At 40.8% G+C, this 26,002-nt stretch carries 27 protein-coding genes; 12 read left to right on the top strand and 15 right to left on the bottom strand.

Translation table 11 applies throughout. The annotated features are described in order from the left end of the window. Positions 1 to 66: 66 nt before the first annotated feature. A complete protein-coding gene (locus QWZ08_RS23005) occupies positions 67 to 1,143 on the bottom strand; it encodes an Ldh family oxidoreductase (RefSeq protein ID WP_290339941.1) in 1,077 nt (358 codons plus the stop codon). Positions 1,144 to 1,271: 128 nt separating this feature from the next. Next, a complete protein-coding gene (locus tag QWZ08_RS23000; protein ID WP_290339940.1) occupies positions 1,272 to 2,042 on the bottom strand; it encodes an AMP nucleosidase in 771 nt (256 codons plus the stop codon). A gap of 69 nt (positions 2,043 to 2,111) precedes the next feature. On the opposite strand from QWZ08_RS23000, the gene QWZ08_RS22995 reads away from it, so the two are divergent. Then, positions 2,112 to 2,549, top strand: a complete 438-nt coding sequence (locus QWZ08_RS22995; RefSeq protein WP_290339939.1) for a type I restriction enzyme HsdR N-terminal domain-containing protein — start codon at positions 2,112 to 2,114, stop codon at positions 2,547 to 2,549. Positions 2,550 to 2,629: 80 nt separating this feature from the next. On the opposite strand, the gene frr is transcribed toward QWZ08_RS22995, so the two are convergent. After that, the gene (gene frr, locus QWZ08_RS22990; RefSeq protein ID WP_290339938.1) at positions 2,630 to 3,193 is read right to left on the bottom strand and encodes a ribosome recycling factor; all 564 of its coding nucleotides are present in this window, start codon (positions 3,191 to 3,193) and stop codon (positions 2,630 to 2,632) included. Between the two features lie 81 nt (positions 3,194 to 3,274). Further along, positions 3,275 to 4,399 carry a glycosyltransferase family 4 protein gene (locus tag QWZ08_RS22985; RefSeq protein ID WP_290339937.1) on the bottom strand — a complete coding sequence of 375 codons (1,125 nt, stop codon included), beginning with the start codon at positions 4,397 to 4,399 and terminating at the stop codon, positions 3,275 to 3,277. Positions 4,400 to 4,666: 267 nt separating this feature from the next. Here QWZ08_RS22985 and QWZ08_RS22980 point away from each other — a divergent pair, with 267 nt between their 5' ends. Then, positions 4,667 to 5,503 (top strand): transketolase, encoded by an 837-nt coding sequence (locus tag QWZ08_RS22980; RefSeq protein ID WP_290339936.1) that lies wholly within the window; start codon positions 4,667 to 4,669, stop codon positions 5,501 to 5,503. 99 nt (positions 5,504 to 5,602) lie between these two features. Here the strand turns inward: QWZ08_RS22980 and QWZ08_RS22975 are convergent, their stop codons facing one another. From QWZ08_RS22975 to dxs, 3 genes are all read right to left on the bottom strand, one after another. After that, positions 5,603 to 6,826, bottom strand: a complete 1,224-nt coding sequence (locus QWZ08_RS22975; RefSeq protein WP_290339935.1) for an FtsX-like permease family protein — start codon at positions 6,824 to 6,826, stop codon at positions 5,603 to 5,605. Positions 6,827 to 6,880: 54 nt separating this feature from the next. Next, complete coding sequence (rbfA, locus tag QWZ08_RS22970) at positions 6,881 to 7,273, bottom strand: 30S ribosome-binding factor RbfA (RefSeq protein ID WP_290339934.1); 393 nt, start codon at positions 7,271 to 7,273, stop codon at positions 6,881 to 6,883. 348 nt (positions 7,274 to 7,621) lie between these two features. After that, on the bottom strand, positions 7,622 to 9,556 hold the full coding sequence (dxs, locus tag QWZ08_RS22965; protein WP_290339933.1) for a 1-deoxy-D-xylulose-5-phosphate synthase: 1,935 nt from the start codon (positions 9,554 to 9,556) through the stop codon (positions 7,622 to 7,624). Positions 9,557 to 9,873: 317 nt separating this feature from the next. Between dxs and QWZ08_RS22960 the strand changes: the two genes are divergently transcribed. Genes QWZ08_RS22960 through QWZ08_RS22945 form a run of 4 tightly spaced genes read left to right on the top strand, consistent with a single transcriptional unit; the run spans position 9,874 to position 12,518 of the window. After that, positions 9,874 to 10,650, top strand: coding sequence for a prolipoprotein diacylglyceryl transferase (locus QWZ08_RS22960; protein WP_290339932.1), 777 nt, complete (start codon positions 9,874 to 9,876; stop codon positions 10,648 to 10,650). After that, positions 10,622 to 12,028 carry a radical SAM protein gene (locus QWZ08_RS22955; RefSeq protein ID WP_290339931.1) on the top strand — a complete coding sequence of 469 codons (1,407 nt, stop codon included), beginning with the start codon at positions 10,622 to 10,624 and terminating at the stop codon, positions 12,026 to 12,028. The genes QWZ08_RS22960 and QWZ08_RS22955 overlap by 29 nt, the downstream gene beginning before the upstream one ends. 9 nt (positions 12,029 to 12,037) lie before the next feature. After that, entirely contained in the window at positions 12,038 to 12,235 is a 198-nt protein-coding gene (locus tag QWZ08_RS22950) for a hypothetical protein (protein WP_290339930.1), read from the top strand. 10 nt (positions 12,236 to 12,245) lie between these two features. Next, the gene (locus QWZ08_RS22945; RefSeq protein ID WP_290339929.1) at positions 12,246 to 12,518 is read left to right on the top strand and encodes a hypothetical protein; all 273 of its coding nucleotides are present in this window, start codon (positions 12,246 to 12,248) and stop codon (positions 12,516 to 12,518) included. Here the strand turns inward: QWZ08_RS22945 and QWZ08_RS22940 are convergent. From QWZ08_RS22940 to QWZ08_RS22925, 4 genes are all read right to left on the bottom strand, one after another. Beyond that, the gene (locus QWZ08_RS22940; RefSeq protein WP_290339928.1) at positions 12,515 to 13,216 is read right to left on the bottom strand and encodes a peptidoglycan DD-metalloendopeptidase family protein; all 702 of its coding nucleotides are present in this window, start codon (positions 13,214 to 13,216) and stop codon (positions 12,515 to 12,517) included. The two genes, QWZ08_RS22945 and QWZ08_RS22940, sit on opposite strands and share 4 nt — an antisense overlap. Before the next feature lie 51 nt (positions 13,217 to 13,267). After that, positions 13,268 to 13,756, bottom strand: a complete 489-nt coding sequence (locus tag QWZ08_RS22935) for a hypothetical protein (RefSeq protein WP_290339927.1) — start codon at positions 13,754 to 13,756, stop codon at positions 13,268 to 13,270. A gap of 111 nt (positions 13,757 to 13,867) precedes the next feature. Beyond that, entirely contained in the window at positions 13,868 to 14,278 is a 411-nt protein-coding gene (locus tag QWZ08_RS22930; RefSeq protein WP_290339926.1) for a hypothetical protein, read from the bottom strand. Between the two features lie 454 nt (positions 14,279 to 14,732). Continuing rightward, entirely contained in the window at positions 14,733 to 17,552 is a 2,820-nt protein-coding gene (locus QWZ08_RS22925) for a leucine--tRNA ligase (RefSeq protein WP_290339925.1), read from the bottom strand. Between the two features lie 438 nt (positions 17,553 to 17,990). Here QWZ08_RS22925 and QWZ08_RS22920 point away from each other — a divergent pair, with 438 nt between their 5' ends. The 5 genes from QWZ08_RS22920 to QWZ08_RS22900 all read left to right on the top strand — a co-directional run bounded on the left by QWZ08_RS22920 (position 17,991) and on the right by QWZ08_RS22900 (position 22,387). Beyond that, positions 17,991 to 18,869, top strand: coding sequence for a cell division protein FtsX (locus tag QWZ08_RS22920; protein ID WP_290339924.1), 879 nt, complete (start codon positions 17,991 to 17,993; stop codon positions 18,867 to 18,869). A gap of 60 nt (positions 18,870 to 18,929) precedes the next feature. Further along, complete coding sequence (locus tag QWZ08_RS22915) at positions 18,930 to 19,184, top strand: DUF3098 domain-containing protein (RefSeq protein WP_290339923.1); 255 nt, start codon at positions 18,930 to 18,932, stop codon at positions 19,182 to 19,184. Between the two features lie 73 nt (positions 19,185 to 19,257). Next, complete coding sequence (locus QWZ08_RS22910; RefSeq protein ID WP_290339922.1) at positions 19,258 to 20,049, top strand: undecaprenyl-diphosphate phosphatase; 792 nt, start codon at positions 19,258 to 19,260, stop codon at positions 20,047 to 20,049. A gap of 105 nt (positions 20,050 to 20,154) precedes the next feature. Continuing rightward, entirely contained in the window at positions 20,155 to 21,435 is a 1,281-nt protein-coding gene (locus tag QWZ08_RS22905) for an MFS transporter (protein ID WP_290339921.1), read from the top strand. Positions 21,436 to 21,493: 58 nt separating this feature from the next. Beyond that, positions 21,494 to 22,387: an MBL fold metallo-hydrolase gene (locus tag QWZ08_RS22900; RefSeq protein WP_290339920.1), complete on the top strand. Its 894-nt coding sequence runs from the start codon at positions 21,494 to 21,496 to the stop codon at positions 22,385 to 22,387. Positions 22,388 to 22,537: 150 nt separating this feature from the next. Here the strand turns inward: QWZ08_RS22900 and QWZ08_RS22895 are convergent, their stop codons facing one another. Together QWZ08_RS22895 and QWZ08_RS22890 are read right to left on the bottom strand one after the other, a co-directional pair. After that, positions 22,538 to 23,344: a DUF3108 domain-containing protein gene (locus QWZ08_RS22895; RefSeq protein ID WP_290339919.1), complete on the bottom strand. Its 807-nt coding sequence runs from the start codon at positions 23,342 to 23,344 to the stop codon at positions 22,538 to 22,540. After that, complete coding sequence (locus QWZ08_RS22890; protein ID WP_290339918.1) at positions 23,341 to 24,321, bottom strand: lysylphosphatidylglycerol synthase domain-containing protein; 981 nt, start codon at positions 24,319 to 24,321, stop codon at positions 23,341 to 23,343. The genes QWZ08_RS22895 and QWZ08_RS22890 overlap by 4 nt, the downstream gene beginning before the upstream one ends. A gap of 161 nt (positions 24,322 to 24,482) precedes the next feature. Here QWZ08_RS22890 and ruvC point away from each other — a divergent pair, with 161 nt between their 5' ends. Beyond that, entirely contained in the window at positions 24,483 to 25,046 is a 564-nt protein-coding gene (ruvC, locus tag QWZ08_RS22885) for a crossover junction endodeoxyribonuclease RuvC (protein ID WP_290339917.1), read from the top strand. 3 nt (positions 25,047 to 25,049) lie between these two features. Here ruvC and QWZ08_RS22880 read toward each other — a convergent pair whose 3' ends face one another. Beyond that, entirely contained in the window at positions 25,050 to 25,439 is a 390-nt protein-coding gene (locus tag QWZ08_RS22880; protein WP_290339916.1) for an HIT family protein, read from the bottom strand. Positions 25,440 to 25,519: 80 nt separating this feature from the next. Beyond that, positions 25,520 to 25,993 (bottom strand): transcription elongation factor GreA, encoded by a 474-nt coding sequence (greA, locus tag QWZ08_RS22875; RefSeq protein WP_290339915.1) that lies wholly within the window; start codon positions 25,991 to 25,993, stop codon positions 25,520 to 25,522. Between the last annotated feature and the right edge of the window lie 9 nt (positions 25,994 to 26,002).

The raw sequence follows: 26,002 nt of genomic DNA, 5'->3' as shown, positions 1-26,002 counted from the left end.
GTAAATTTTAAATTGGATTGCAAATATAATCAGCGGGAGATTATGAGGATAATTTTTCCTGAAATGTTATATCTCCAGGCTGAACTTCTGGGCCAGTTCTTCCAGTTCATTTATTACCGATGCCTGCAATGGAATGCCATTCCTCCTACGTTCCGCTTCCATTGCCGTTTCAGGTTCGCCGGGTATTACTACTTTTTGTTCGCCTGCAACCGTTTTAGCTGCGCTGAAACGTTGTATCCACTGATCCATGTGCTTTTTAAAATCTGCCGCCGGGCGAAAGGCATCAATGCGCATGGCACCAAAAAAATGCCCGATTCCCTCACCCGGCATATTTTCGGGCATGGGAACATAGGCCGGAAAAGGCGGTACCCAGGGACCATAATTAGCACCGCTGAGGATGGCAGAAAAAATATCTACGATGCTGCCAAGCATATACCCCTTGTGACTACCGTGTTCTTTATCGCCACCCAATGGTAACAAGGCTCCCCCATTTCTAACTTCAGCGGCATCTGTACTTGGTTCACCGGTTTTGGTTTGTACCCAGCCTGCGGGTGTCGGTGCGTTTTTTCGCTGGAGTATTTCGAGTTTTCCGTTAGCCGCAGTCGTAGTTGCAAAATCTGCAACGAAAGGCGCCTCACTGCCTGCCGGTATGGCTACTGCAATGGGATTGGTACCCAATAATCTTTCTACTGAAAACGTAGGTGCTACCAGTGGCGAAGCATTGGTCATTGCAATCCCAATCATATCATTTTCCAGTGCCATCATGGCGTGAATGCCGGCAATACCAAAATGATTACTGTTCTTCACACTTACCCAACCTGTACCAGCCTGCTTTGCTTTGTCAATCGCTATTTGCATGGCTGCCGGTGCTACCACCAATCCTAATCCTTTATCACCGTCTACTGTGGCGGTAGACGGTGTCTCATGAACAATTGTGATGGTTGGGTTTGCATTGATACGATTAACCTCCCAAAGCCTTATATAGCCAGTTAAACGGGCAATACCATGACTGTCCACCCCACGCAAGTCTGCCGACAACAACACTTTAGCCGCTGTTGATGCATTTGTATTGCTGCAACCTATTTTGATAAAAATATTTTTTGAAAAAGTATAGAGTTGCTGGTAAGAATAATTAGAAGCCATTGAAAATTGTTATAAACTGAGAATTAAAAAGTGCATTAAAATGAATGTAGCAGTTGCTTTTGAATAAAAGTACAAGAGGGCGATGCAACGATGCTGATCAATGAAAAAATGTTTGGACCAATTGTCTTTTAAAATTGCAGGTGTCGCACAGTAAGTCCGTTATTCATCAATTGCTTTAAAGAATCGATACCGATTTTTAAATGGCGCTCCACGTATTCGGAAGTTACTTTTTTATCGCTGTCTTCTGTTTTAACGCCTTCGGGAACCATGGGACTATCACTCACCAGCAATAAGGCGCCAGTTGAAATCTTGTTGTAAAATCCTACCGTAAAAATGGTGGCTGTCTCCATGTCGATGGCATAAGCCCTTACCTTTTGGAGGTATTCTTTAAACGCTTCATCATGCTCCCAAACCCTTCGGTTGGTGGTGTAAACTGTACCCGTCCAATAGTCGCATGCATAATCCCTGATGGTTGTTGAAATGGCTTTTTGCAGCATAAACGCCGGCAACGCCGGCACTTCCGGTGGAAAATAATCGTTGCTGGTTCCCTCGCCTCTCAACGCTGCAATCGGTAAAATAAGATCGCCGATTTTATTGCGTTTTTTTAATCCTCCGCATTTGCCCAAAAACAGTACTGCTTTGGGTTTGATAGCGGTAAGCAAATCCATTACAGTAGCTGCACCTGGGCTACCCATTCCAAAATTAATAATCGTGATATTGCCTGCTGTAGCACATTGCATCGGTCTGTCTGCACCTATAATTTTTACCTTGTTCCATTTGGCAAACATGGCAACGTAATTAGAAAAATTGGTCAGCAATATATATTCACCAAAGTTTTCAAGCTTTTCACCTGTGTAACGGGGTAACCAGTTTTCTACTATATCGTCTTTTGTTTTCATTTATTTGTTTTATCGGTTTATTCGTTTATTTGCCATTGATAAAAGTACAGAATATATTATTTACAACAGATGATAAAGATAACATACCCGGATTACCAGGCTAAAATTAAACAGGAACCGGGTAGAGAAATGATATTTGATGAAGTACGAAAACAGTGGGTTTTGCTTACACCTGAAGAATGGGTAAGACAAAATTTTTTACAGCATTTAATACAAATCAAAAAATATCCGGCGGCATTAATTGCTATAGAAAAAGAAATTTACCTGGGGGATATCAAAAAGCGTTTTGATATTGTGGTGTATGATAAAAACACGCAGCCCTGGATGCTGGTTGAATGCAAGGAAATGAATGTGGAGTTAAACAACATGGTATTAAGCCAGGCACTCCGTTATAATATCAATTTACAGGTACCTTACCTGGTAATTACCAACGGTGTTTATGGATATGCATTTACGCTTTGCAACCAACAGCTGGAAGAGATCAATACATTACCAGACTTTTTGTAAAGGTCCGGCTAGCGAATAAAAAAATGACGAAGGTTGGAACTATCCCAGCTTCGCCATTTTTAATTTTTAAAAACCGGTTTTTATACCACCATAATTTCTTTTTCTTTGGCTTCCAGGTGTTTTTCAATCAACGTGATATAGCGGTTGGTCTTTTCCTGTATGTCTGCTTCCGCATCTTTGGCCGCATCTTCACTTAAGCCGTCTTTTTGCAATTTCTTTATCTGTTCAATGGCATCCCTGCGAATGTTACGGATAGAAACCTTCCCGGTCTCACCTTCGCCATTACATCTTTTTACCAGCTCTCTCCTTCTTTCTTCTGTCAGTGGCGGCAAAAATAAACGGATGTAGTTCCCATCATTCTGCGGGTTGATGCCGATATTGCTGGCAATAATGGCCCGCTCAATTGGTTGAAGCATCTTCTTTTCCCAGGGCTGAACGGAAATAGTACGGGCATCCAGCACAGAAATATTGGCAATTTGTGCAAGCGGCGTTGGAGAACCGTAATAGTCTGCAACAATACCATCCAGCATATTCGGGTTGGCTTTACCTGCCCTTATTTTTATCAATTCTGTTTCAAGGTGTGTAATCGCCTTTTTCATCAGGGATTCTGTATCCAGTTTAACAAGTTCTAATTCTTCTGACATATAATAGAAAATTAAGTGGATGCAAAACTAAAGAAAAGAACAATAAGCAAATAAATAAATGATGAGGTGGAAAAAAAGCAGTTAGTTTACTTCTACGGAATTGGGTATAACAGGTGTCATTTTGCGATATTTAACGACCGGCATTTTTGTATTGGTATCTTTCATTTCGGTTACCTTCTTTTTTGGCCTGCTATAATAAATCACCGCAGTGAAGGCACAGGAAACAATCATTAATATGCCTACTACTATGGTTGTGCCGAAGCTGCGCAGGAAGTAAGCGGTTAAGAGCAAACCTATGTTTGACCCTACACAAAGAAGCGTTATTTTACGATGACTAAAACCAAATTGTAGTAAAAAATGGTGTACATGATTTCTGTCGGGGCTAAATGGAGAACGCTTGTTGAAAATGCGTAACGCGAATACCCGAAGGGTATCAAACAAGGGAACAATTAATATAGCAAACCCAATTGCAGGAGCGGCTTCTAATGGAACAGGTACTGACTGAGAACCGGCAATGTTGATAAATTTGATTACCAGGATAGAATTGATCAGGCCAATAAGTAAGGAGCCTGTATCGCCCATAAATATTTTAGCCGGAGAATGATTGTATAATAAAAAACCAACAAGACTTCCTGCAAGTGATAGTGCCATTACAGAGTATAACAACTGGCCTGCATAAAAAAAGTAGATACCAAAAACAAGGGATGTTAATAGCCCAAGGCTGCCTGCCAACCCATCAACACCATCGATTAAATTAAAAGAATTAATTATAACGATAACCGTAAATAGGGTTAATACAATACCGGCAACTTGAGGAATGACAGTGATACCTAAAAAGCCATGCATATCCATTATGCGAACACCGCCAAATTTAATTATTATACCAGCAGCAATGAGTTGACCTATGAATTTTTTGGCAGGCGAAAGCACTAAAATATCATCTTTAATACCTAGAAAAAAAATTACAATGGCTGATGCAACAAAATACTGTAACTCATGACTGCCTTCAGGGGAACCGATGAGGGTGGCTAAAATAAATCCACCAAAAATTCCAAGGCCGCCCAGCGTGGGAATAACCATTTTGTGAACTTTCCGCTCATCAGGTTCGTCAAATAATTTTTTTCGCCTTGCCACTTCGATAATAATGGGGATAGCGAAAAATGTAATCAGGAATGCCAGGCCGAAACTGAGTATTATGTTATCCATGCATGCACGATTAATATGGTAATGATTACAACTAAATACCTAAAAAAGGCTAAAATTATCGGAATACAGCAAGCAACTTACAAGCATATGGTATGAATGGTAAATCTTATATTGACTGATTAAATAAAAAACAATTTTTAAACCGAACAATTTTACAGCAAATTAACGCATAAATTATGAACTTATTATTAATGGGGCTCATACATATTTTTTTTTACTTTGGAGATGATACTAATTGAAGTAGGTTTGCATACAAAAATTTAAAAAATGACCAATTTAAAAGAAACAGCCAGCCAGGTAAGACGAGATATTGTACGAATGGTTCATGCCGTTCAAAGTGGCCACCCGGGCGGATCGTTAGGATGTGCAGACTATTTAACCGCTTTGTATTTTGATATTATGAAACACAATCCCGCGTTTGATATGAACGGGGAAGGCGAAGACCTGTTTTTTTTAAGCAACGGCCATATTTCACCGGTTTTTTATAGTGTTTTGGCAAGAAGCGGCTATTTTCCTATACAGGAACTGGCCACGTTTAGAAAATTAAACAGCCGCTTGCAAGGACACCCTACCACCCATGAACATTTACCCGGCGTGCGTATTGCGAGTGGCTCTTTGGGCCAGGGAATGAGTGTAGCTTTGGGTGCGGCTTTAGCAAAAAAGCTGAATAATGATTCGTCCACCGTTTATTCTTTACACGGAGACGGAGAGCTGGATGAAGGACAGAACTGGGAAGCGATTCTTTTTGCTGCCCACAAAAAAGTAGATAATTTAATTTCAACAATTGACTGGAATGGTCAGCAGATAGATGGCCCGACAGATAAAGTAATGAGCCTGGGTGATTTGGCAGGCAAGTTTACTGCCTTTGGCTGGGAAGTGGTTCATCTGGACAAGGGAAACGATATGGATGAAATTGTGGCCGGATTGAAGAAGGCTAAATCGCTTTCAGGAAAAGGTAAACCCGTTGTTATTTTGATGAAAACTTCCATGGGTAAAGGAGTTGATTTTATGGAGGGAAGCCATGAATGGCACGGAATTGCACCCAATGACGAACAATTGCAAAAAGCCCTGGCGCAGCTACCTGAAACAATGGGAGATTATTAAGAATGATTTTATTGCCTGTTGTTTAATGAATACAGGTTTAGATATTTAAGAAAAAGCTTCCTGCAACGGAAGCTTTTTTATGCTGTTTATTTCAGATTGTTATCGTAATTCAATCAGTTGCCTCGCAGCTTTGCGGGCGGGCAACCAGGAAGCCAGGAAGGCGATGAGTGTTCCTGTTAAACCAACAAGTATAAAATCTGTTAACTGGAGTTGTACCGGAAAATAATCTATCAGAAAGGAGCCACCCTGTAATTTGACTATTTTAAAACTTACCTGCAACAGGCAAACAATCAGTGCGAGCAAAATACCCGTTACTGTACCAATTCCTGCAAGCAACAAGCCTTCACTGAGAAAAATTTTCAATATCATACTTTTATCAGCTCCCATACTCTGCAAAACGCTGATGTCTTTTTGTTTTTCCAGCACCAGCATAGTTAATGCGCTTACCATGTTAAAAGCAGCAATAAAAAGTATCAGTGTGAGTACCGCGTAAATAATCCATTTTTCCATACGCATTGTATTGTACAGGTTGGCATTTTGCTGATATTTTGTTTGTACAGTATAGTTAGTTCCTAATAACGAACCGAGTTGCGCTTGGATGTCGACGGCACTTAACTGGCTGTTGATTTTTATTTCAGCACTGCTGTATTCATCTGTACCGAAACCCATTTGCTGTTTTACAAAATCGATATTGGTGATGGCGTATTTATTGTCAAAATCCTGCTGAATGGCAAATACACCGGTTGCTTTAACCGTGCCTTCGCTGATGGACTGCATTGGATCTGATGTAGTGACCTTTCCTTTTTTGGGTAAGATAAGTGTGAGGGTGGATGCTTTGAAAGCAGCATCAACATTGACGGCAGCGGCATTTTGTATTCCGGCACCAACAATTAAACCCGGCTCATCAATGGTACCTGTATTAAACTTTCCCTGGTAAGTCTTGGCTGCCACCCCGGTTACATTTTCGTAATTACTGTCAACTCCTTTCAGAAATACAATTGTTTGCAGATCTTCATTTTGCAACAATGCTTTGTCTTCGGCAATTAAAGAAACGGCAGCTATTCCCGGCTGCTGTTTTATTAATTTAACTTGGTTGTTGGTTAGTGTAAATGTTTTTCCTTTGGTGGGAATAATTTTTATGTCTGCGTAAAATGAAGCGTACAAAGATTTTACCAACCCTTCAAAACCGTTGAAAACACTTAGTACAAGTATTTGACAGGCGATGGCGAAGGTTATTACGCCAACCGTTACCCAGGAAATGATATTGATGGCGTTGGCACTTTTTTTAGCTTTGAAATACCGCCACGCAAAAGTTAAATACATATCCTGTCTCCACCGCGGCGGATTATTTAGCAGTTAAAAAATTGATTGTGATTTTTATTCGCCTTCATTCGTTTGTTTTGGTTCAGCGCCTTCGTCTTTTTTTATTTTTTCAAATAACTCTTCCATTTTAAACACATAGTCAAGCGTATCGTCAATAAAAAATTTAAGCTCGGGAATGCTTCGCAACTGGTGGCGAACGCGGGTGCCCAGTTCCTTGCGAATTTCTTTATTTTTCTCTTCAAATTTTAATAAACAGGCCTGTGTATCTTTTACCTGGAACATGCTGAGATAAACTCTGGCTTCAAATAGATCCGGTGTAATTTTTACAGATGAAATGGAAATCATACCGCCATCCATCATAGTCATACCCATACGACGAAAAATATCATTGAGTTCTTCATTAATCAGCCCGGCCACTTGTTTTTGTCGTTTTGTTTCTGTTGTCATTGTGTAGTTGCTATAAGATGCAAAGTTAATCAGTTTTACCGGACTTTACCGGAGAGCAAATTGCAGGGGTAGATGTAGAGGTTTGATGAAAATCTCCTGAAACAATACTTTAATTGGAGTCAGGTATACCTTGAATGAATTAGTTTAAATTCAATACTGTGATAATAAATTCAGTTGCCATATTGTTTGCAACAATTATTGTAGCTGTAATGTATTTAGAAGTTTTTGCTCTATGAACCGCATGAAAAATCTTCAATAATAAAAAAATGTACAGGAGTGCGACGCCAATGAAGCTAAATAGGAGCACAACTGCATGGCTAAAATTATCAAATGCGATGAGATTAAGCTTTACTGGAAAGTTGTAGCAACAGTTACCTTATCCTTTACCATCTCTCTCAATGTCGCAGCAATAGCATTGGCATCAAGGCCGATTTCATCGTACAGTTGCTTCACAGAACCATGCTCTACCAGGCGGTCAGGAATACCCATGATTTTTACATCGGCTTTGTATCCGTTGCCATTCATAAATTCCAGTACAGCCGAACCAAAACCGCCCACAACGGTTCCATCTTCAATGGTAATTATTTTGTTGAATTTGCTGAATACTTCATGAAGCAGTTCTTCATCAATGGGCTTTACAAAACGCATGTCATAATGCGCTGGGTTAATGCCTTCTGCTTTTACATCACGTATTGCAGCGGCAGCAAAATTACCGGGATGACCAAAAGAAAGAATCGCTACATCCTGTCCATCTCTTAATTTTCTTCCCTTGCCAATCTGAATTTCTTCAAATGGCGTTTTCCATTCAGGCATAGTGCCTTCGCCGCGTGGGTAACGAATAACAAAAGGATTGGTAGTAGTTGTTAATTGCGATGTGTACATCAGGTTGCGCAATTCCTTTTCATTCATCGGTGCACTGATAATCATGTTGGGTATGCAACGCATATAGGCTATATCATAACAACCGTGATGCGTGGCGCCGTCTTCGCCTACAAGGCCTGCCCTGTCTAAGCAAAACACTACCGGTAGTTTTTGTATGGCTACATCATGCACTACCATATCATATGCCCTTTGCATGAAGGAGGAATAAATATTGCAGAATACCCGCATGCCCTGTGTTGCCAGGCCAGCGCTCAGGGTTACGGCATGTTGTTCGCAAATGCCGACGTCAAAAGCGCGGTCGGGCATTTTTTCCATCATGTATTTTAAGGAAGATCCACTCGGCATTGCCGGGGTAATTCCCATAATCTTATCATTCATTTCAGCCAGCTCAATAATGGTATAGCCAAATACATCCTGGTATTTGGGCGGCTGAGGAATGTCAAATTTTTTCTTTTGTATTTCGCCGGTTACTTTATCAAACAGGCCTGGGGCATGCCATTTGGTTTGGTCTTTTTCTGCCAGCTCGTACCCTTTACCTTTCACCGTTTTTATGTGCAATAATTTAGGGCCGGGAATATTTTTAAGATCAGATAAAGTGTCAACAAGCTTGGTAATATTATGTCCATCAATAGGACCAAAATAACGCAGGTTAAGTGCTTCAAATAAATTGGCGCTGCTGCTGACCATGCCTTTTAAACCATCGGTTAATTTTTGCGCCATAGAGCGGGAAAACGTCGTTCCCACGGGTAATTTTCCCAGCAGGTTCCAAACATCATCCTTTACTTTATTGTAGGTATGCGAGGTGGTAATATCAGTAAGGTATTCTTTTAACGCACCCACATTGGGGTCAATGCTCATGCAGTTATCGTTCAAAATAATGAGCAGGTTACTATTGGCAATGCCGGCGTGATTCATAGCTTCAAAAGCGAGACCTGCCGTCATTGCGCCGTCGCCAATTACGGCTATATGCTGACGGTCTTTCTCCCCTTTATAATAACTGGCCATTGCCATTCCTAAAGCCGCACTGATGGAGGTTGACGAGTGTCCTACTCCAAATGTATCATATTCACTTTCGTTCCTGTTGGGGAAACCGCTTAAGCCATGGTATTTTCTGTTGGTAGGAAACTGATCCCGCCTGCCTGTTAAAATTTTATGCCCGTAGGCCTGGTGACCTACATCCCATACCAGCTGGTCGTATGGTGTGTTGAAGATATAATGCAGTGCAACGCTCAATTCCACCACACCTAAACTGGCAGCAAAGTGGCCACCATGCACACTTACAACGTCGATGATGTATTGCCTCAGTTCGTCACAAACCAGGTGCAATTGTTCTTTGCTTAGTTTTTTAAGGTCATCAGGGCTATTGATTTCACTTAACAGTTTGCCGGCTTTGATATCCATTGTTTACTTTTTGCGGTGCAAAGTTACTATTTCAGGCGCTTTACACGGTGATTCTAACAAATGTACAACGTTAAAAGTTGTGCATTATTTAAGGAAACCAGTTTTATTTAATCAGGGAGATTTTCCTTACGCCATCCAGTCTTTTTAATAATCCTCATTTTAGAACTGCCCTCTTAAATAAATCATTACTAAATAGTGTACTATAATCAAAGATTGATCTGACCATCAGCAATATGTAGCTTAAATATTTTGTTCAAATAATAGTATCATTGCTTTTAAAATATTACAGCCTGTAGGCTAATGCCAAACTAATTCACATGCAATTTCCGGTAGTAATTCATTTTGGGAAAAGCAATCTGCCACTGCATGCTGTGCTGGAAACGGCAGGATTTTTTATTGGTTTCAGGTATTTTTTATTCCTCAAAAAAAAACAAGGTGATACTATAGAATCAAATACCAGAACCTGGATATTAATCGGGGCTATTTTTGGGGCATTGATAGGAAGCCGCCTGATTGGTGCGCTTGAAAAACCACACGAACTACTTACGACAAAAAATACCTGGCAATATATCTACACCAACAAAACCGTATTAGGTGGCTTTCTAGGCGGCTTGTTTGGCGTAGAACTGGTAAAGAAATTAATTGGCGAAAAACGAAGCAGCGGGGATCTGTTTACTTACCCGATGATACTGGCGCTCATTATTGGCCGGATTGGTTGTTTTAGTATGGGCGTTTATGAGGAAACTTATGGTACACCTACTACATTTTTTACGGGAATGAATTTAGGCGATGGAATACTGCGCCACCCGGTAAGTTTATATGAAATTGTATTTTTAATTGTACTTTGGATTGGCCTGCAACAAGTTGAAAAAAGATATGTGTTGGCCGAAGGCGCCAGGTTTAAAATTTTCATGATTGCATATATCGCTTACCGGTTTTTACAGGAGTTTATCAAGCCATCGGATATTGTTGTTGCCGGTTTGTCTACCATACAATTAACAGCCATTGCCGGATTATCATACTATTACCGTTACCTGATTCACCCCCCAAAATTATTACAAACAAATGCCAGTACGCCCCTACACTTACTATGATTTTACCCTCAGCATTTGCAGCACCTGTTTACGCCGGGTAGATGCCAAAATTGTTTTTGAAAATGGCAATGTGTACATGCACAAAAACTGCCGGGAGCATGGCTTTGAGAAGGTACTGATTGCAACTGATATCGCTTACTACAAAAAAATCCGCAATTACAATAAGCCTTCCGAAACGCCTTTGCATTTTAATACCAAAACACATTATGGATGCCCGTATGATTGCGGCCTTTGTACCGATCATGAGCAGCACAGTTGCCTCACCGTAATTGAAATAACTGACCGTTGCAACCTGCAATGCCCCACCTGCTATGCCATGAGCAGTCCGCATTATGGGCGGCACCGAACCATTGAAGAGGTTGAAAAAATGCTGGACATTATAGTAGCCAACGAAGGCACACCGGATGTGGTGCAAATTAGTGGTGGAGAGCCAACCGTGCATCCTGATTTCTTTGCCATTATGGATATTGCGAAGCAAAAGCCCATTAAACATTTAATGCTAAACACCAACGGCATACGCATCGCAAAAGATTTTGAGTTTGCAAAACAGCTGGCAACTTACGCACCCGACTTTGAAATTTATTTACAGTTTGATTCTTTTAAATCATCCGCATTAGAACAATTACGCGGCAAAGATTTAACCGAAGTGCGTATGAAAGCCCTGGAAAATTTAAATGCGCTGAATCTTTCCACCACTTTGGTAGTAACGCTTCAGCAAGGCGTAAACGATGATGAGATTGGTAAAATAATTAACTTTGCTTTACAGCAAAAATGTGTTCGGGGCGTTACGTTTCAACCTACACAGGTTGCAGGACGAACCCAAAACTTTAACCCGGCAACCGACCGCATTACGCTAACGGATGTACGCCAGAAAATACTGGATCAGACGACTGTATTTAAGCCGAACGATCTGATACCAGTGCCTTGTAATCCGGATGCGCTGGTGATGGGATACGCATTAAAATTAGCCGGGCAAACGTTTCCTTTAACCAGGTATATCGATCCGGCGCAACTGCTGGACAACAGCCGCAATACCATTATTTATGAACAGGATGATGCATTGAAAGAAAAGATGATTGATATTTTCAGTACCGGCATTTCCGTTGACAGGGTGGAAGAAAATATGAAGCAACTGCTCTGCTGTTTGCCACAGATTGAAGCGCCCGGTTTGGGTTATGATAATTTATTCCGTATCATTATCATGCGGTTTATTGATGCGTATGATTTTGATGTAAGGGCAATCAAGAAAAGTTGCGTACACATTGTACATAAAGATGGCCGCATCATTCCGTTTGAAACAATGAATTTATTTTACCGGGATGATAAGGAAACTTATTTAAAGACACTGCAACAGGAAAGAGCTGCATTGCCTGTTTAATTTATAACAATGGAATTTTTATTTCTATTAATTTTTGCACCATTTATTTTAATGATTGCCGGTATTGTTCAATTAAGCAGAAACGATGCAACAAAGAAACAGAATGATAAAAAGTTACTGCTGATTGGTGTCGGAATATGGGGTGTTGAATTATTAATTGGTTATTCCATTTGCAGTAATATGCATTTGGGTGGCGGAATGCACTAATTTAAAAGATATGAAACCTGTCTTAAAAAATACGTTGATTGGTTGCTCTGCTGCTTATGCAGTAATAGCTTTATTAATTTTGCTGACCACCAAAGAAGCCGCAACTGGCATTGGTTTAACGGGATTGCTGTTAGGCGTGGCCTACTTTTTTTTCGGCTTGATTTTGTGCATTCCATCCGGCAGCAGGGATATTGGAAAAGGATTGCTGCTCAGTGCAGGATTGGTATTTTTAATAGGCGTAAGTGTCTGTTCTATTTTCCCCAGTAACATTAATTTTCATTAAACATACTGCATCATATTCAATATCAAATCCGCATCAGGGCAATTGTGTAAATATTTTTCTTTTTCAGCGATCGTGCAAACTCCGGGATAATCGCCCTTACTTACCCGCATATCTCCAATGATTTGAAAGTGCAGATGCGGCGGCCAGTCGCCATTTTCGGAGGGTCCGCCAAAATGTGCCAGCAATTCTCCGCGGCTGATATATTTTCCTTCCTGCATATTGGAAAGATCGGCCAGGCTTAAGTGTCTGTACAAGGTATGAAATACAATCGTTTCCAGTTGGTGCTGTAAAATAATAGTAGCGCCATAATCACCAAAATTATCATTGTAAGCAAAACTGTGTACCGTACCACCAACCGGCACAAAAACTTTTGTACCTGCCGGTCCCCAAATGTCTATGCCGAGATGAATAGAGCGTATTGCCGTATCAGCAGATCCTGTTGCAAAGTGATTGCTGCGCTGGTACAATACCCTGTCTTCGCCATAACCACCGATGCCATAGGTTGCATTGGCAGCAGCCAATTTGTTTTCGATGTAATGAGTAAATTTTTGTGTATCAGTTATAAGTTCTTCCGAAAGTTCCTTATTGACTGCCGTAAAATCAAGGGCTACTAATTTATCTGTAGCTGGATTAAAATTTACAACGTTGCGGAAGTGAGGCTGGTTTTTTTGCAAGACATTTTCGAGCGGGCTGTTCATAAAATGAAGGTAAGCATATCTTTTAAGGTGGGCTAAAAATGGCCATCCCCTTTAATAAGCCAAGGCTAAATCTTGTTGCTTAACCGGTAAGGTAATATTTTCCAGCCGCACATCCACCTTCTGCAGCAACTGATCTTCCAGCACATTGGCAAAGGTTTCAAAATAAAGAATAGCGTCTTCTTTTTTATTGCGTTTCAACCAGCGAAAGCCACCAGGCAATTGCCGCAACACTGCCTTATCTGACAAATATTCAATGTGGTGAATGTCGGTTGGTGTTAAACCGATTTCATTCAAGCGGGCAAATATCAAACCCAGCGGTGCATTTGTTACCGGGCAAAATTCTATGGCCAGTTCAGTCCATTCACCGGTGCCGGTATGCGCATATCTTAATACTTCTTCCTTGCTAAAACTGGTAACAGACTGTACCAAATTACCACAGTTGCAGGCGCCATGATGGCCCCAGCTATGATAAGCGCCGTTGCGGAGATTGGTTGCGGTTAAACGAAGAGCGTTGATGAGTTCAATAGTTGGATTTGCCATGCGATAAATTTACCCTATAAAACACTGCAGATGAAATTTTGTTCAACCTCCCCACGGCTTCTGCATTTGGTGCGTCACCCCACATGGGTGGCTCACCCTGGAGGATGGTGGCTATTCTAATTTAGAATCGGGAAATCCGTGCTCATAATAATACTTAGCTTGTGCTGCATGCAGTGCTATAAATTGATCTAATCCGCCAAAAAATCGTAGCACATCTTTCGTTGCACAATAAGTGTTGCATTGCTGCACAAAATAAAAATAGGAGCCATGCAAATAAGCAGCATAATCACTGAACACTTTATGTTTTAAAGAATTGAGATGTACATAAATAATAGCAGTCTGTAACCAGTTATCTGTATCAATTTCCAACCGTTTAAACGGCTTTTGAAAAAGACCGCCATGATGCCGATACTTATTTTTGGTGTAATTAGCGAATGAAACCATAAAGCTATTAACCTGCCGTTCCAACATTTCATCAACTACTGCTGCTTCTTTATCACACGCTGTCAATAACTTTTTCATCGTAACAGTCTGCTTTGCAAAATCAATGTTGCTGACAGCATTCGTTATTGCATCTATGGATTTTATTTTTACGATAAAATGTGCATGATTGCTCAATAGGCAGTATGCCCAGGTATCAATTGCAAAACGGGTGAACTGCTGGAATCGTTCTAAAAAAATATCATAATCAGCACTTTGACGAAATAATAGAATACCATCAATGCTTTTAAATACCAGGTGATAATGGTTGTCAGGTAGAAAGGGCGATTTGAGCGATTCGGAAACCGGCATGGGGATCTTTTCCGGTGGGTTAAACTGAGGCAGGATAGCTCATCAAGGTGGGTCACCCCAAAAAGGGTGGCTCACCTTGTGATGTGTTGTTTGATTTATATTTCGGCATTTATCCTAATAAACAGTAACGCTCATCCCTGCCGGATGAGCCACCCTTTTTGGGGTGACCCACCCGGCAACCTTTTTACACCACCACATTAATCATCTTATTCTTAACATAAATAATCTTCTTTGGATCTTTTCCTTCCAGCCATTTTTGTACTACTTCATGCTGTAATACAATTTCCTCCACCTGTTTTTGATCGAGGTCTAAAGCCAGGGAAAGATTGGCCCTTACTTTTCCATTGATAGAAATAGGATATTCCTTGGTGCTTTCTACCAGCAGCGCAGGATTGAACGTGGGATAAGTTGCATCTAAAATACTGCCTTCGTTACCTAATTGGTGCCACAATTCTTCAGCAATATGCGGTGCATAAGGCACCATCAAAATCAATATTTTTTCCAGCACTTCTTTTTTATGACACTTCACATCAAACAAGTCGTTGATGCAAATCATAAAGGCACTTACGGCCGTATTAAAAGAAAACTTCTCGGTATCTTCTTCAATTTTTTTGATGGTGCGGTGCAGGATTTTTAATTCTGCATCGGTAGGTTTTTCATCTGTCCAAACCCTGCCTTTAAGGTCATCATTAAACAACCGCCACAGCTTTCTTAAAAAACGGTGTACGCCTTCAATGCCTTTGGTATCCCATGGTTTGCTGGCTTCAACCGGACCGAGGAACATTTCATACATGCGGAAAGTATCAGCGCCGTATTTTTCACACAGGTCATCCGGATTATCAACATTGAATTTCGTTTTGGACATCTTTTCAGACTCTTCCTTTAGAATGATATAATTCTCCTCTCCGTTATTTAGCCAGTCAATATCGTCAGTAACCTGATCATTCGGATGTTCACTATTATATTTCCGTAAATTATTTTCAGTTAGTTTACCAGTTGCATCGACATATTGATGACCGAATCTAAATCTTCTCAGCACATTGGAAGGACTGTCTTTTACAAATGAGCCTAGCTTGTTTGCACCACCTTTCCTATCTGCCAGATCATCTGTAACCACAACATTAAAGAAATATGATTTTCCAGTTATCATCCCCTGATTAACCAACTTCCTAAACGGCTCATCAAAACCAATCAAACCCAGGTCAAATAATACTTTCGTCCACATACGGCTGTAAAGTAAATGGCCAACTGCATGTTCGGTACCGCCAATATATAAGTCTACCTGGTTCCAGTAATCGCTTGCCTTTCGGTCACAAAAAGTACTGCCATTGTGCGGATCCATATAACGCAAAAAATACCAGGAAGATCCTGCATAACCTGGCATTGTAGAAGTTTCTCTTCTGCCGGCAGGAGTGTTCACCCACTCTGTAATATTCGCCAGCGGCCCTTCGCCTTCCGGCCCCGGACCGTATTTATCTACATGCGGTAATTCAAGTGGCAGCTCTTCGGCACCCAACGGTATGGCTATGCCATCCCTCCAGATAATCGGGAATGGTTCGCCCCAATACCTTTGACGGCTGAAGCCTGCATCCCGCATTCTGTAATTCACCTTGCGTGTACCGATGCCCAATTCTTCAATTTTATCCACCGCAATGCCAATCGCATCTTTCATCAACAGGCCATTTAAAAAACCACTGTTTTGCAAAATGGCTTCCTTGGTGGCATTGGCTTCTTCACCAGTATAATGGTCGCCAATAATGTTGGTGATGGGGATATTAAAATGTTTTGCAAAAGCAAAATCCCGTTGATCGCCGCAAGGCACAGCCATAATAGCACCGGTACCATAACCCGCCAATACATACTCCGAAATCCAGATAGGAATTTCCTTTCCATCAAAAGGATTGATGGCGTAGGCACCTGTAAAACAACCGGTGATAGTTTTGGCTTCCGCCAGCCTTTCTCTTTCGCTTCGGCTCTTTACATACTGCAAATATTTATCAATGTCCTCTTTCTGCTCCGCACTTGTAATAGCGGCTACCAGCTCATGTTCGGGCGCCACCACCATAAAGTCCACACCAAAAATAGTATCCGGGCGGGTCGTATATACGCGTAGTTTTTTATCATTGCCTTTTATAACAAAATCCATTTCAGCACCCTGGGATTTGCCGATCCAGTTGCGCTGCATTTCCTTCATGCTCTCACTAAACTCCACTGTTTCCAGGCCTTCCAGCAAACGATCGGCATAAGCTGTAATACGCAAATACCACTGGCGCATTTTCTTTTTTTCTACCGGGTGGCCACCACGTTCGCTCACGCCATTTACCACTTCATCATTGGCCAGCACAGTGCCCAAAGCTTCGCACCAGTTTACTTCACCGTATTTGCTGAAGGCCAGCCGGCGGTTCATTAAAATTTCTTCCTGCTGCTGTTTGCTATATGCTTTCCATTCTTCCGCAGTAAAATGTTTACCAGGTATGGGTTCACCGGTTTTGGGCAAAGCACCTTTTGTTTCGTACTTTTTAATCAGCTGCGAAATGGGCAAGGCTTTCTTTTCAGTATTGCAGAAATAACTATTGAAGAGTTGTAAAAAAATCCACTGCGTCCATTGATAATAATTGGGATCGCTCGTTTGCACTTCCCGTTCCCAATCGTAACAAAAACCAATTTTATCCAGCTGACTTTTAAAAGTGGCGATGTTCTTTTTTGTGGTCTCGGCCGGGTGCTGACCAGTCTCCAATGCATATTGTTCTGCAGGCAAACCGAAGCTATCAAAGCCCATCGGGTGCAGCACATTAAATCCTTTTAATCTTTTATACCGGCTGTAAATATCACTGGCAATGTAGCCCAGCGGATGCCCCACATGCAACCCTGCACCACTCGGGTACGGAAACATATCCAGCACATAATACTTTGGCTTTGCCGACTCGTTGGATACCTGGTACACTTTATCAGCCTTCCACTGATCCTGCCATTTTTTTTCAATCTCGTTAAATCTGTATTCCATTACTGCTTATTTATTATTCCTTGCTTAAAAGGGTATGTTCTATTAATTTTTGTCCGGGTAATTACACAGCATTGATCAACATTGTTGTGTCACTCACTTGTACTGAAAACCACTATTCAACACTTCCTAAACTTGCTACCTTATATCAATTACAAAACTTTCAGTTTGATGTGTCCATACTGTCTGAAGACTATAACAAGCCGGAAAAAATCAGACATCCGGAAATCAGACATCAGCCATTGCTTACTGTTTTGTGAAAGAAAAGTTATTTAAACGTTCTTCTCCAACAAGATATCCAACAATAAAAATATATTTGGCAGGCAATCGTTTTGCAGTGGGCAAAAGTACAGTAAAGCAGCTAAAAACCTTTATTTTTGCGCTCCCCCTCGTTATGGGGAGATAAAATTAAAAACTCCTTTCCACCAAACAATAAAAATTATGTCTCAATTCGGAAAAGCAAGCAGTAAACGTGGTCAGCCGACGTACGCGTATGCCATCATCGGCGTTGCATTGGTGCTATTTTTATTTGGTATTGTGGGCTGGTTTTTTCTGAATCTGCGCAAATCGGGTGACTATTTTAAAGAAAATATCCAGGTACACGCCTTCTTATATCCCGATGCAGGTAAAAAGAAAATTGACAGCCTGAAAGACTATATCACAGCCATTCCATATGCTAGAGATGTAAAACATGTTACCAAAGAAATGGCGGCCATGGAATGGAATAAAGACAATGACAGTACCTGGAAAAAATTGCTGGACTATAACCCGCTGCCCGAAAGTATTGATTTTTACATCAAGGCCGATCATGTGGAAAAAGATAGTCTGAACATGTTGTCAGAAAATTTGGAAACCACTTTTCCGGGTGTAATTAAAGAATTCCAGTTTCCTACAGAAACAGTGAGCAAAATAAGCGGCTATGTAAAAACAGGTGCCATTGTATTCTTAATCGGCGCCTGCATTCTTACTATCCTCGTAATATTTTCTATTGACAATACTATCCGGCTGGCGATGTACAGCAACCGCTTTATAATAAAAACCATGCAGATGGTAGGGGCAACCAGGGGCTTTATTGCCAGGCCAATTACCTCAAGAGCGGTGCTCAATGGTTTGATTGCCGCGGGCCTGGCCATTGCTGCCATTTGGGGCACCATACTGCTCACGGAAAGTTTTATACCCAACTTCAAATTGCTGCATGATAACAAAAGCCTGATCATTTTATTTTTAGTCATCATCGTACTCGGCATTGCCATGACGCTGGTAAGCACTTACCTGGCCGTTTTGAAATACCTTAAAATGAAACTGGACGATCTTTATTAACGGTGCCGCAACGTTCAATTAAATATTATTGCCTTTATTTGCATTTCTAAAATAACAAACATGATCACGAATAAAAAACAGGCCACCCCAAATCCCTTATTTGGTAAAGAAAATTTTACCTGGATGCTGGTTGGTTTGGTTATAATGGCCATCGGATTTTTTTTAATGGCAGGTGGTAAAAGCCCTGACCCTACAAAATTCAATGATAATGAGATTTACAGTTTCACCCGCATAACCCTGGCTCCTTTTTTAATCATTGTGGGTTTTGTGGTGGAAATATTTGCGATTATGAAGAAGCCTAAAATAAGCGAATAATTTATACGTTAATAAAAGCAGTTGCGAAGTATGAGCTTCGCAATTTTTATATCCTGGTTACAAAACAACCTGCATGAACACCATACAATCCATTATTATAGCCATTGTTGAAGGGCTTACCGAATTTCTTCCTATCTCTTCTACCGGTCACATGATCATTGCTGAAAAAGCATTGGGTGTAACAGAAACCGATTTTATAAAAGTATTTACCGTAGCAATACAATTGGGAGCCATTCTGGCTGTTGTGGTGTTGTATGCCAAAAAATTTTTCAACTTTAACCGTTGGCAGTTTTATGCAAAACTGGCTGTGGCAGTTGTACCCGCTTTAATTTTTGGATTTTTATTCAGTAAAAAAATTGATGCCCTTTTGGAGAGTTCTTTAACAGTTGCCATTACCATGCTCGCAGGTGGTATTGTTTTATTGTTTATTGATAAGGCCTTTACAAAGCCTGCCATTCAATCAGAAGAAAAAGTATCATATGGTAAAGCCGTAATTATTGGCATTTGGCAATGTATCGCAATGGTACCAGGTGTCAGCCGCAGTGCGGCTTCTATCATTGGCGGTATGCAACAAAAATTAACACGCAGTGCCGCTGCTGAATTTTCTTTCTTCCTGGCCGTGCCCACCATGCTGGCAGCTACAGTCTATAAATTATTAAAATATTATAAAGAAAGCGGTGGCTTTTCAGCTGAAGAAATCAAACAGCTGGCCATTGGCAATATCGTAGCCTTTATAGTTGCAATGCTTGCCATCAAATTTTTCATTACCTTTTTGAAAAAATACGGCTTTCGTGTTTGGGGTATTTACCGCATTGTTTTGGGCGCTACGCTGCTGTTACTTATCTGGAAAGGGGCAGTGCAATAAACAAAACTTATCTACTGCATTTTCTTATCCGGACTCTTATCATGTCGCCAATAATTATCCTGCCTTTGAATTAAAATACCTAATTTAAATGCTTAACCTTAATTAATGCAAACCGCTTCCAAAAAAGTAATTACCGGCTGGGCCATGTACGATTGGGCTAACTCGGTGTATAACCTGGTAATTACTACTACTTTTTTTCCCGCTTACTATGCAGCCATCACCGGCCTTAAGAATTTCCCGGATGGCATTTATTTTTTAGGTCGTCATTTTGTAAATACCGAACTGAAAGATTATGTACTGGCATTTGGATTTTTAATTGTCGCCATCATGTCGCCCATACTTTCTTCCATGGCGGATTACAAAGGCAACAAAAAAAACTTTATGCGCTTCTTTTGTTACATGGGCGCAGCCAGTTGTTCGCTGATGTTTTTCTTCGATAGAGACCATGTAACCCTCGGGCTAATGTGTTTTATGTTCGCCGGCATTGGCTTTTATGGCAGCCAGGTTTTTTACAACTCCTACCTGCCTGAAATTGCCGCAGAAGCTGACCAGGACAGGGTTAGCGCCAAGGGCTATACATTTGGATACATAGGCAGCGTACTGATGCAAATGGTAGGTTTTGCCTTGGTTATATTTATGCCCGACAATCCGCTGCCGTTAAAAATTACTTTTTTACTGGTAGGTGTTTGGTGGGTTGGCTTTGCGCAAATTACTTTTAACCGGTTACCCATCAGCAGCATTACAGAACGTAAGGCAAAGCACCATGTGTTGGTGAATGGTTTTAAAGAATTAAAAATTGTATGGAACCAGTTAAAACATATGCCGGTCTTAAAACGGTATTTAACCGCTTTTTTCTTTTACAGCATGGGCGTACAGACCGTAATGCTGGTAGCGATTGATTTTGGTATTAAAGAATTAAAACTGGCCGATCAGAAACTCATTATTACAGCGGTGATCATTCAGCTGGTGGCGATTGTCGGCGCCATCGGTATGTCAAAATTATCGGCCCGGTTCGGTAATGTAAATGTGCTCATCTTTACAGTTTTGCTTTGGATAGGTGTTTGTATTGCCGGCTATTTCATTACTACAGAAACGCATTTTTATATCATCGCATCGTTGGTTGGTTTGGTGATGGGAGGCATACAATCTCTCAGCCGTTCCACCTACAGCAAGTTTATGCCTGAAACAAAAGACACGGCTTCTTTCTTCAGTTTTTATGATGTTACGGAAAAACTGGCCATTGTAATCGGCCTTTTTACATTTGGTTTTATCGAAGGCATCAGCAGCATCCGCCAATCTATTTTATCACTGGTGGTATTTTTTGTGCTGGGTTTTGTGTGGTTACTGCTTACGTCAGCAAAACTGAAAACAAGCAAAATAGCATAAGCAGGATTTATTAATTTAATTTTGAGGACAAGAAATTAAAAATAAATCCATTTGCATCATGAAATTATACTCCATCAATGCTGGTTATTTTAAGTTAGATGGCGGCGCCATGTTTGGCGTTGTTCCAAAAAGTATGTGGAACAAATTAAACCCTGCCGATGAAAACAATATGTGTAGCTGGGCCTTGCGTTGCCTGTTAATTGAAGACGAAGGCCGATTGATTTTGGTGGACGCAGGTATGGGTGATAAACAGGATGCGAAATTTTTTGGACATTATTATTTGCATGGTGATGACACCCTTGATAAATCGCTGAATAAATATGGTTTTACAAAAGATGATATTACAGATGTTTTTTTAACGCATCTTCATTTTGATCACTGCGGTGGTTGCATTGAAAGGGCTGGGGACGAATTGGTGCCCGCATTTAAAAACGCTGTTTACTGGAGCAATAAAAACCACTGGCAATGGGCCACACAGCCGAACGACCGGGAAAAGGCCAGCTTTTTAAAAGAAAATATTTTACCCATTCAGCAAAGCGGCAGGTTGCAATTTGCTGAGATAAATAAACAGTCATCCATTGTACAACACGATGTTGAAAACGGAGTTGAAAAGATTGGGCGATCAGCTTTTACAAAAAATGTTACATTCATTATTGCCAACGGTCATACAGATGCGATGATGTTGCCGATAATTGAATACAATGGAAAAACCATTGTTTACATGGCTGACCTGTTGCCTTCTGCGGGGCACGTTCCCCTGCCCTATGTGATGGGATATGACATGTTTCCTTTAACAACCCTGCACGAAAAGAAAATATTTTTAACCGAAGCGGTTCAAAATAACTACATCCTTTTTCTGGAACATGATCCGGTAAATGAATGCTGCACGTTGCAACAAACCGAAAAAGGTATTCGTGTAAAGGATGTATTTAAGCTGAGCGAAATTGTGTAAGCTTTTTATTACAGCCGGCACCTCAAATTGGTGCGTGAGGGATTGAAGCGGAAATACTTTTTTGAGGAACGAAAAAAAGATTGCTGCGTAAAGCCCGGCCCTTGCGCAGCCTGGGACACGCCATGATTATTCCTCTGTTTGTTGTGAAAATTAAAGTCCTCTTACACTGATGAGGGAAGTGAGCGGATACCGCAAATTTTTGTAACCATACATATCCACTTTTATTGAACCAACGCTTACAGGGCTTTCAACACGCAGTAATAAATGATTGGGATCGTCGCTAACCCAGGCGTTCATTTTTTCACCGCCTTCAAAGATGGTTCCCTTTACCAGCAAGGGTTTAAACCGGATGGCCTTAAATTTTCCGTATTGTGTTTTTACAGTTTCCTTGCCCATATAACGGAGGTACAGATGATAGACTTCGTCATCTAAAAACATGTCAAAAGGAATTTTATCGCCTGGTTTGTATTTATTAAAATTGATATTGCGGGCGTAATATATAGCACTGATTACATCCTGTATGCAGCGGCTGGTTTTAAACACTCCATTATTGCTGATAGCGGTGCCTGTGCCCTGGTTAAAAGTTACATTGTTATAAATTTTATGGCCCCCTTCATCTACATTGCGGATGAATTTCATAGGCAGCATAGTGGCTGTATCTATATAGGTTTCGTAACGGTCACGTACTTTGAAGAAGTTGTCGAAAAATGGATAGTTTTTTCCTTCGCCCAAACAATGATAGGCAGTTCTTCCATTGAACCTTTCCATGGTAGTTGTAAAAGTAGCCTCGCCTGCGCCTACGTACATACCCAACGTATTATAAAACACCTTCATGGTAACCACTTCGCCGGCAATAAAAGCGGTGTTTTTTATCCCGCAAAAATCATCCTTCTCTTCACTTTGCGCAACAGCGCCAAACCCCAACGTTAAAAACAAGGCTATTAAAATTCCTTTCATCTTTCTTTTACAATTTTGATACTTAAAATTAATAAACTGCCTATAATAGCCGGTATTACCAGGTTAATGATCCAAATACCAAGGGCGGCAGCGCTAACACCTGTTTGATTACCGGTATAAAACTGAAAAATGGCCCAGCTTGCGCTTAACCTCACCGGTAATTCAATAAAAGCAAATGTCGGTGCAACGGCCATCACCAGGTAAAAAATAGTGAGCAGCCAAAAAGCAAGCCCTGCGGCAATCTCCACATCCATCACCCTTAACAGCAGCAGGTATTGCAAAACAAATACCACATACCGCACAAACGATAAAGATAGTATCTGAAGCAACTGCATATTGTTAAATTCATCTAAAATAGCAATGTGCCGAACTACCCTATCCAGTGCCGGTATTTTTTCCATTGTGCGTACCAGCCACCCTAAACGAACATAAAATAACAACAGCAACACCGTTAACGCAATACTAAGTGATGTTATTACTGTTTGCCAAAAAGGCGGCAAAATAGTTGTGACACCACTGGCAGCCTGCGAAAAATATTTTAGTAATGTTAACCCGACACAACCCATTATCATCGTGACCAGCAATTGGCTGATGCTACCAACGATCGTAAGTGAAATGGCTTTAATGCGGTTGCCATCATCTACATATAAAATACGGCCACCATATTCACCGATCCTGTTGGGAGTTAGCATGGTGATACTACATCCAGAAAGCACTGATTTAAACGCCCGGTAAAAAGAAAACGGTTGAACATGTTGTACCAGCTTTTGCCACTTACGGGCTTCGATACCCCAGTTCACCAGCATTAAAAAAACCACCAGCCAAAGCCGGGCATCTATCCAGCTGCTTTTTATTTGCTGCCACTGCGTACCCACATTGGGGCGGTTAATTATTTGCCGGTATAATGTCCACGACAAAATGATAAATAGCAAAGGCCCTAAAAAATAATTGATTAATATTTTTACTTTTTTATTCAAGAGGGATTTGTTTATTTTCACCTGCATGTTGCCTGCGCAGGGAAATGAAGCATTTAATTTACTTTTGTTACGGACCTTGTGCTACTTAACTGCAGTTAATTAATTACAAGTATAGTTGAAATATTCAGTTAATCCATCAATCTAACAATACCAAGCAGCAGTTGCAAAAAAAATCAACCATCATTTTAGGAATTGATCCGGGCACCGTGGTGATGGGTTACGGATTAATAAAGATAACCGGCAGTACAATATCATTAATAGACCTTGATATTTTAAGACCCGGCAAAGTGGATGATCCATATAAAAAATTACAGTTGATTTACAATACAGTCAGCGGGTTGATTATAAAATACAAACCGGATGTATTTGCTATTGAAGCACCTTTTTTTGGCAAAAACGTACAGAGTATGCTAAAGCTGGGACGAGCACAGGGCGTAGCCATAGCGGCTGCCATGCGGCATGGCCTGGATGTTACTGAATATGCTCCAAAAAAGGTAAAACAATCTATTACGGGCAATGGAAATGCAAGCAAAGAACAGGTATTAAAAATGCTGCAACGATTACTGAATTTTAAAGAAGACCCTAAATATTTTGATGCCTCAGATGCACTGGCGGTGGCCGTTTGTCACTATTTCCAGGAAAACACGGTGATGCCAGGCAGCGGCAATAAAGTAAACGGTTGGGATGATTTTCTAAAAAAAAACCCGGCACGCTTAAAAAAATAATTGTTACAAATTGGCAATAATTTTTTGCTGAATGGCTTTAAATTCTTCCGGCGATAATTTCAATTTTCCACCGGTAAAGCTGATGTCTTTTTCTGAATTGATCGGCATCAGGTGCACATGCGCATGCGGCACTTCCAAGCCGATAACACTGATCCCGCAACGGTTACAATCAAATGACTTTTCGATTGCATGGGCGATGGGTTTTGCAAAAACCATAATCGAATTTAAATAGTCATCAGGTAAATCAAAGAACTTATCCGTTTCAATTTTTGTAGTAATTAATACATGCCCCTTTACCAGTGGGTAGATATCTAGAAAAGCAAAAAACTTGTCGTCTTCTGCAATTTTATAAGAAGGAATCTGGCCGGCAATTATTTTTGAAAAGATGGTCATACCTGGTAAATTTTGGCTAAATGTACAAACAAAAAACCCACTCAAAAATTGAATGGGTTAGAAAACTTCAAGCTTGCTAATCAGATCGTAATATCTTCTACCTTAAATTTTAACAGGCCCACAGGTACGGTTACTTCAGCTACGTCGCCAATTGCTTTGCCCAGCAATCCTTTTCCGATGGGAGAAGTTACTGAAATCTTGCCCAGCTTTAAATCAGCCTCTTTCTCCGACACAATCTGGTAGGTAACTTTCTTTTTGGTACCCAGGTTGGTTACAGTAACCTTCGTTAGAATAGATACTTTGCTGGTATCTATATTGTTTTCATCTAAAATACGGGCAGTCGCAATTACTCCTTCCAGGTATTTTATTTTGGCTTCCAGCATGCCCTGGGCTTCTTTTGCGGCATCGTACTCCGCATTTTCTTTCAGGTCACCTTTTTCACGTGCTTCGGCAATGGCTTTACTGGCAGCAGGGCGCTCTACACTTTTCATATGGTGCAGCTCAATTTTCATTTGCTCGAAGGTTTCTTGTTTTACATAGTTCATTCCGCTCATAACACTTCT

Source organism: Ferruginibacter paludis (assembly GCF_030409685.1).
GTDB classification, from domain to species: Bacteria; Bacteroidota; Bacteroidia; order Chitinophagales; family Chitinophagaceae; genus Ferruginibacter; species Ferruginibacter paludis.
Note: the sequence above shows the minus strand (reverse complement) of the source record. Positions and strands in the feature narration are given on the sequence as shown.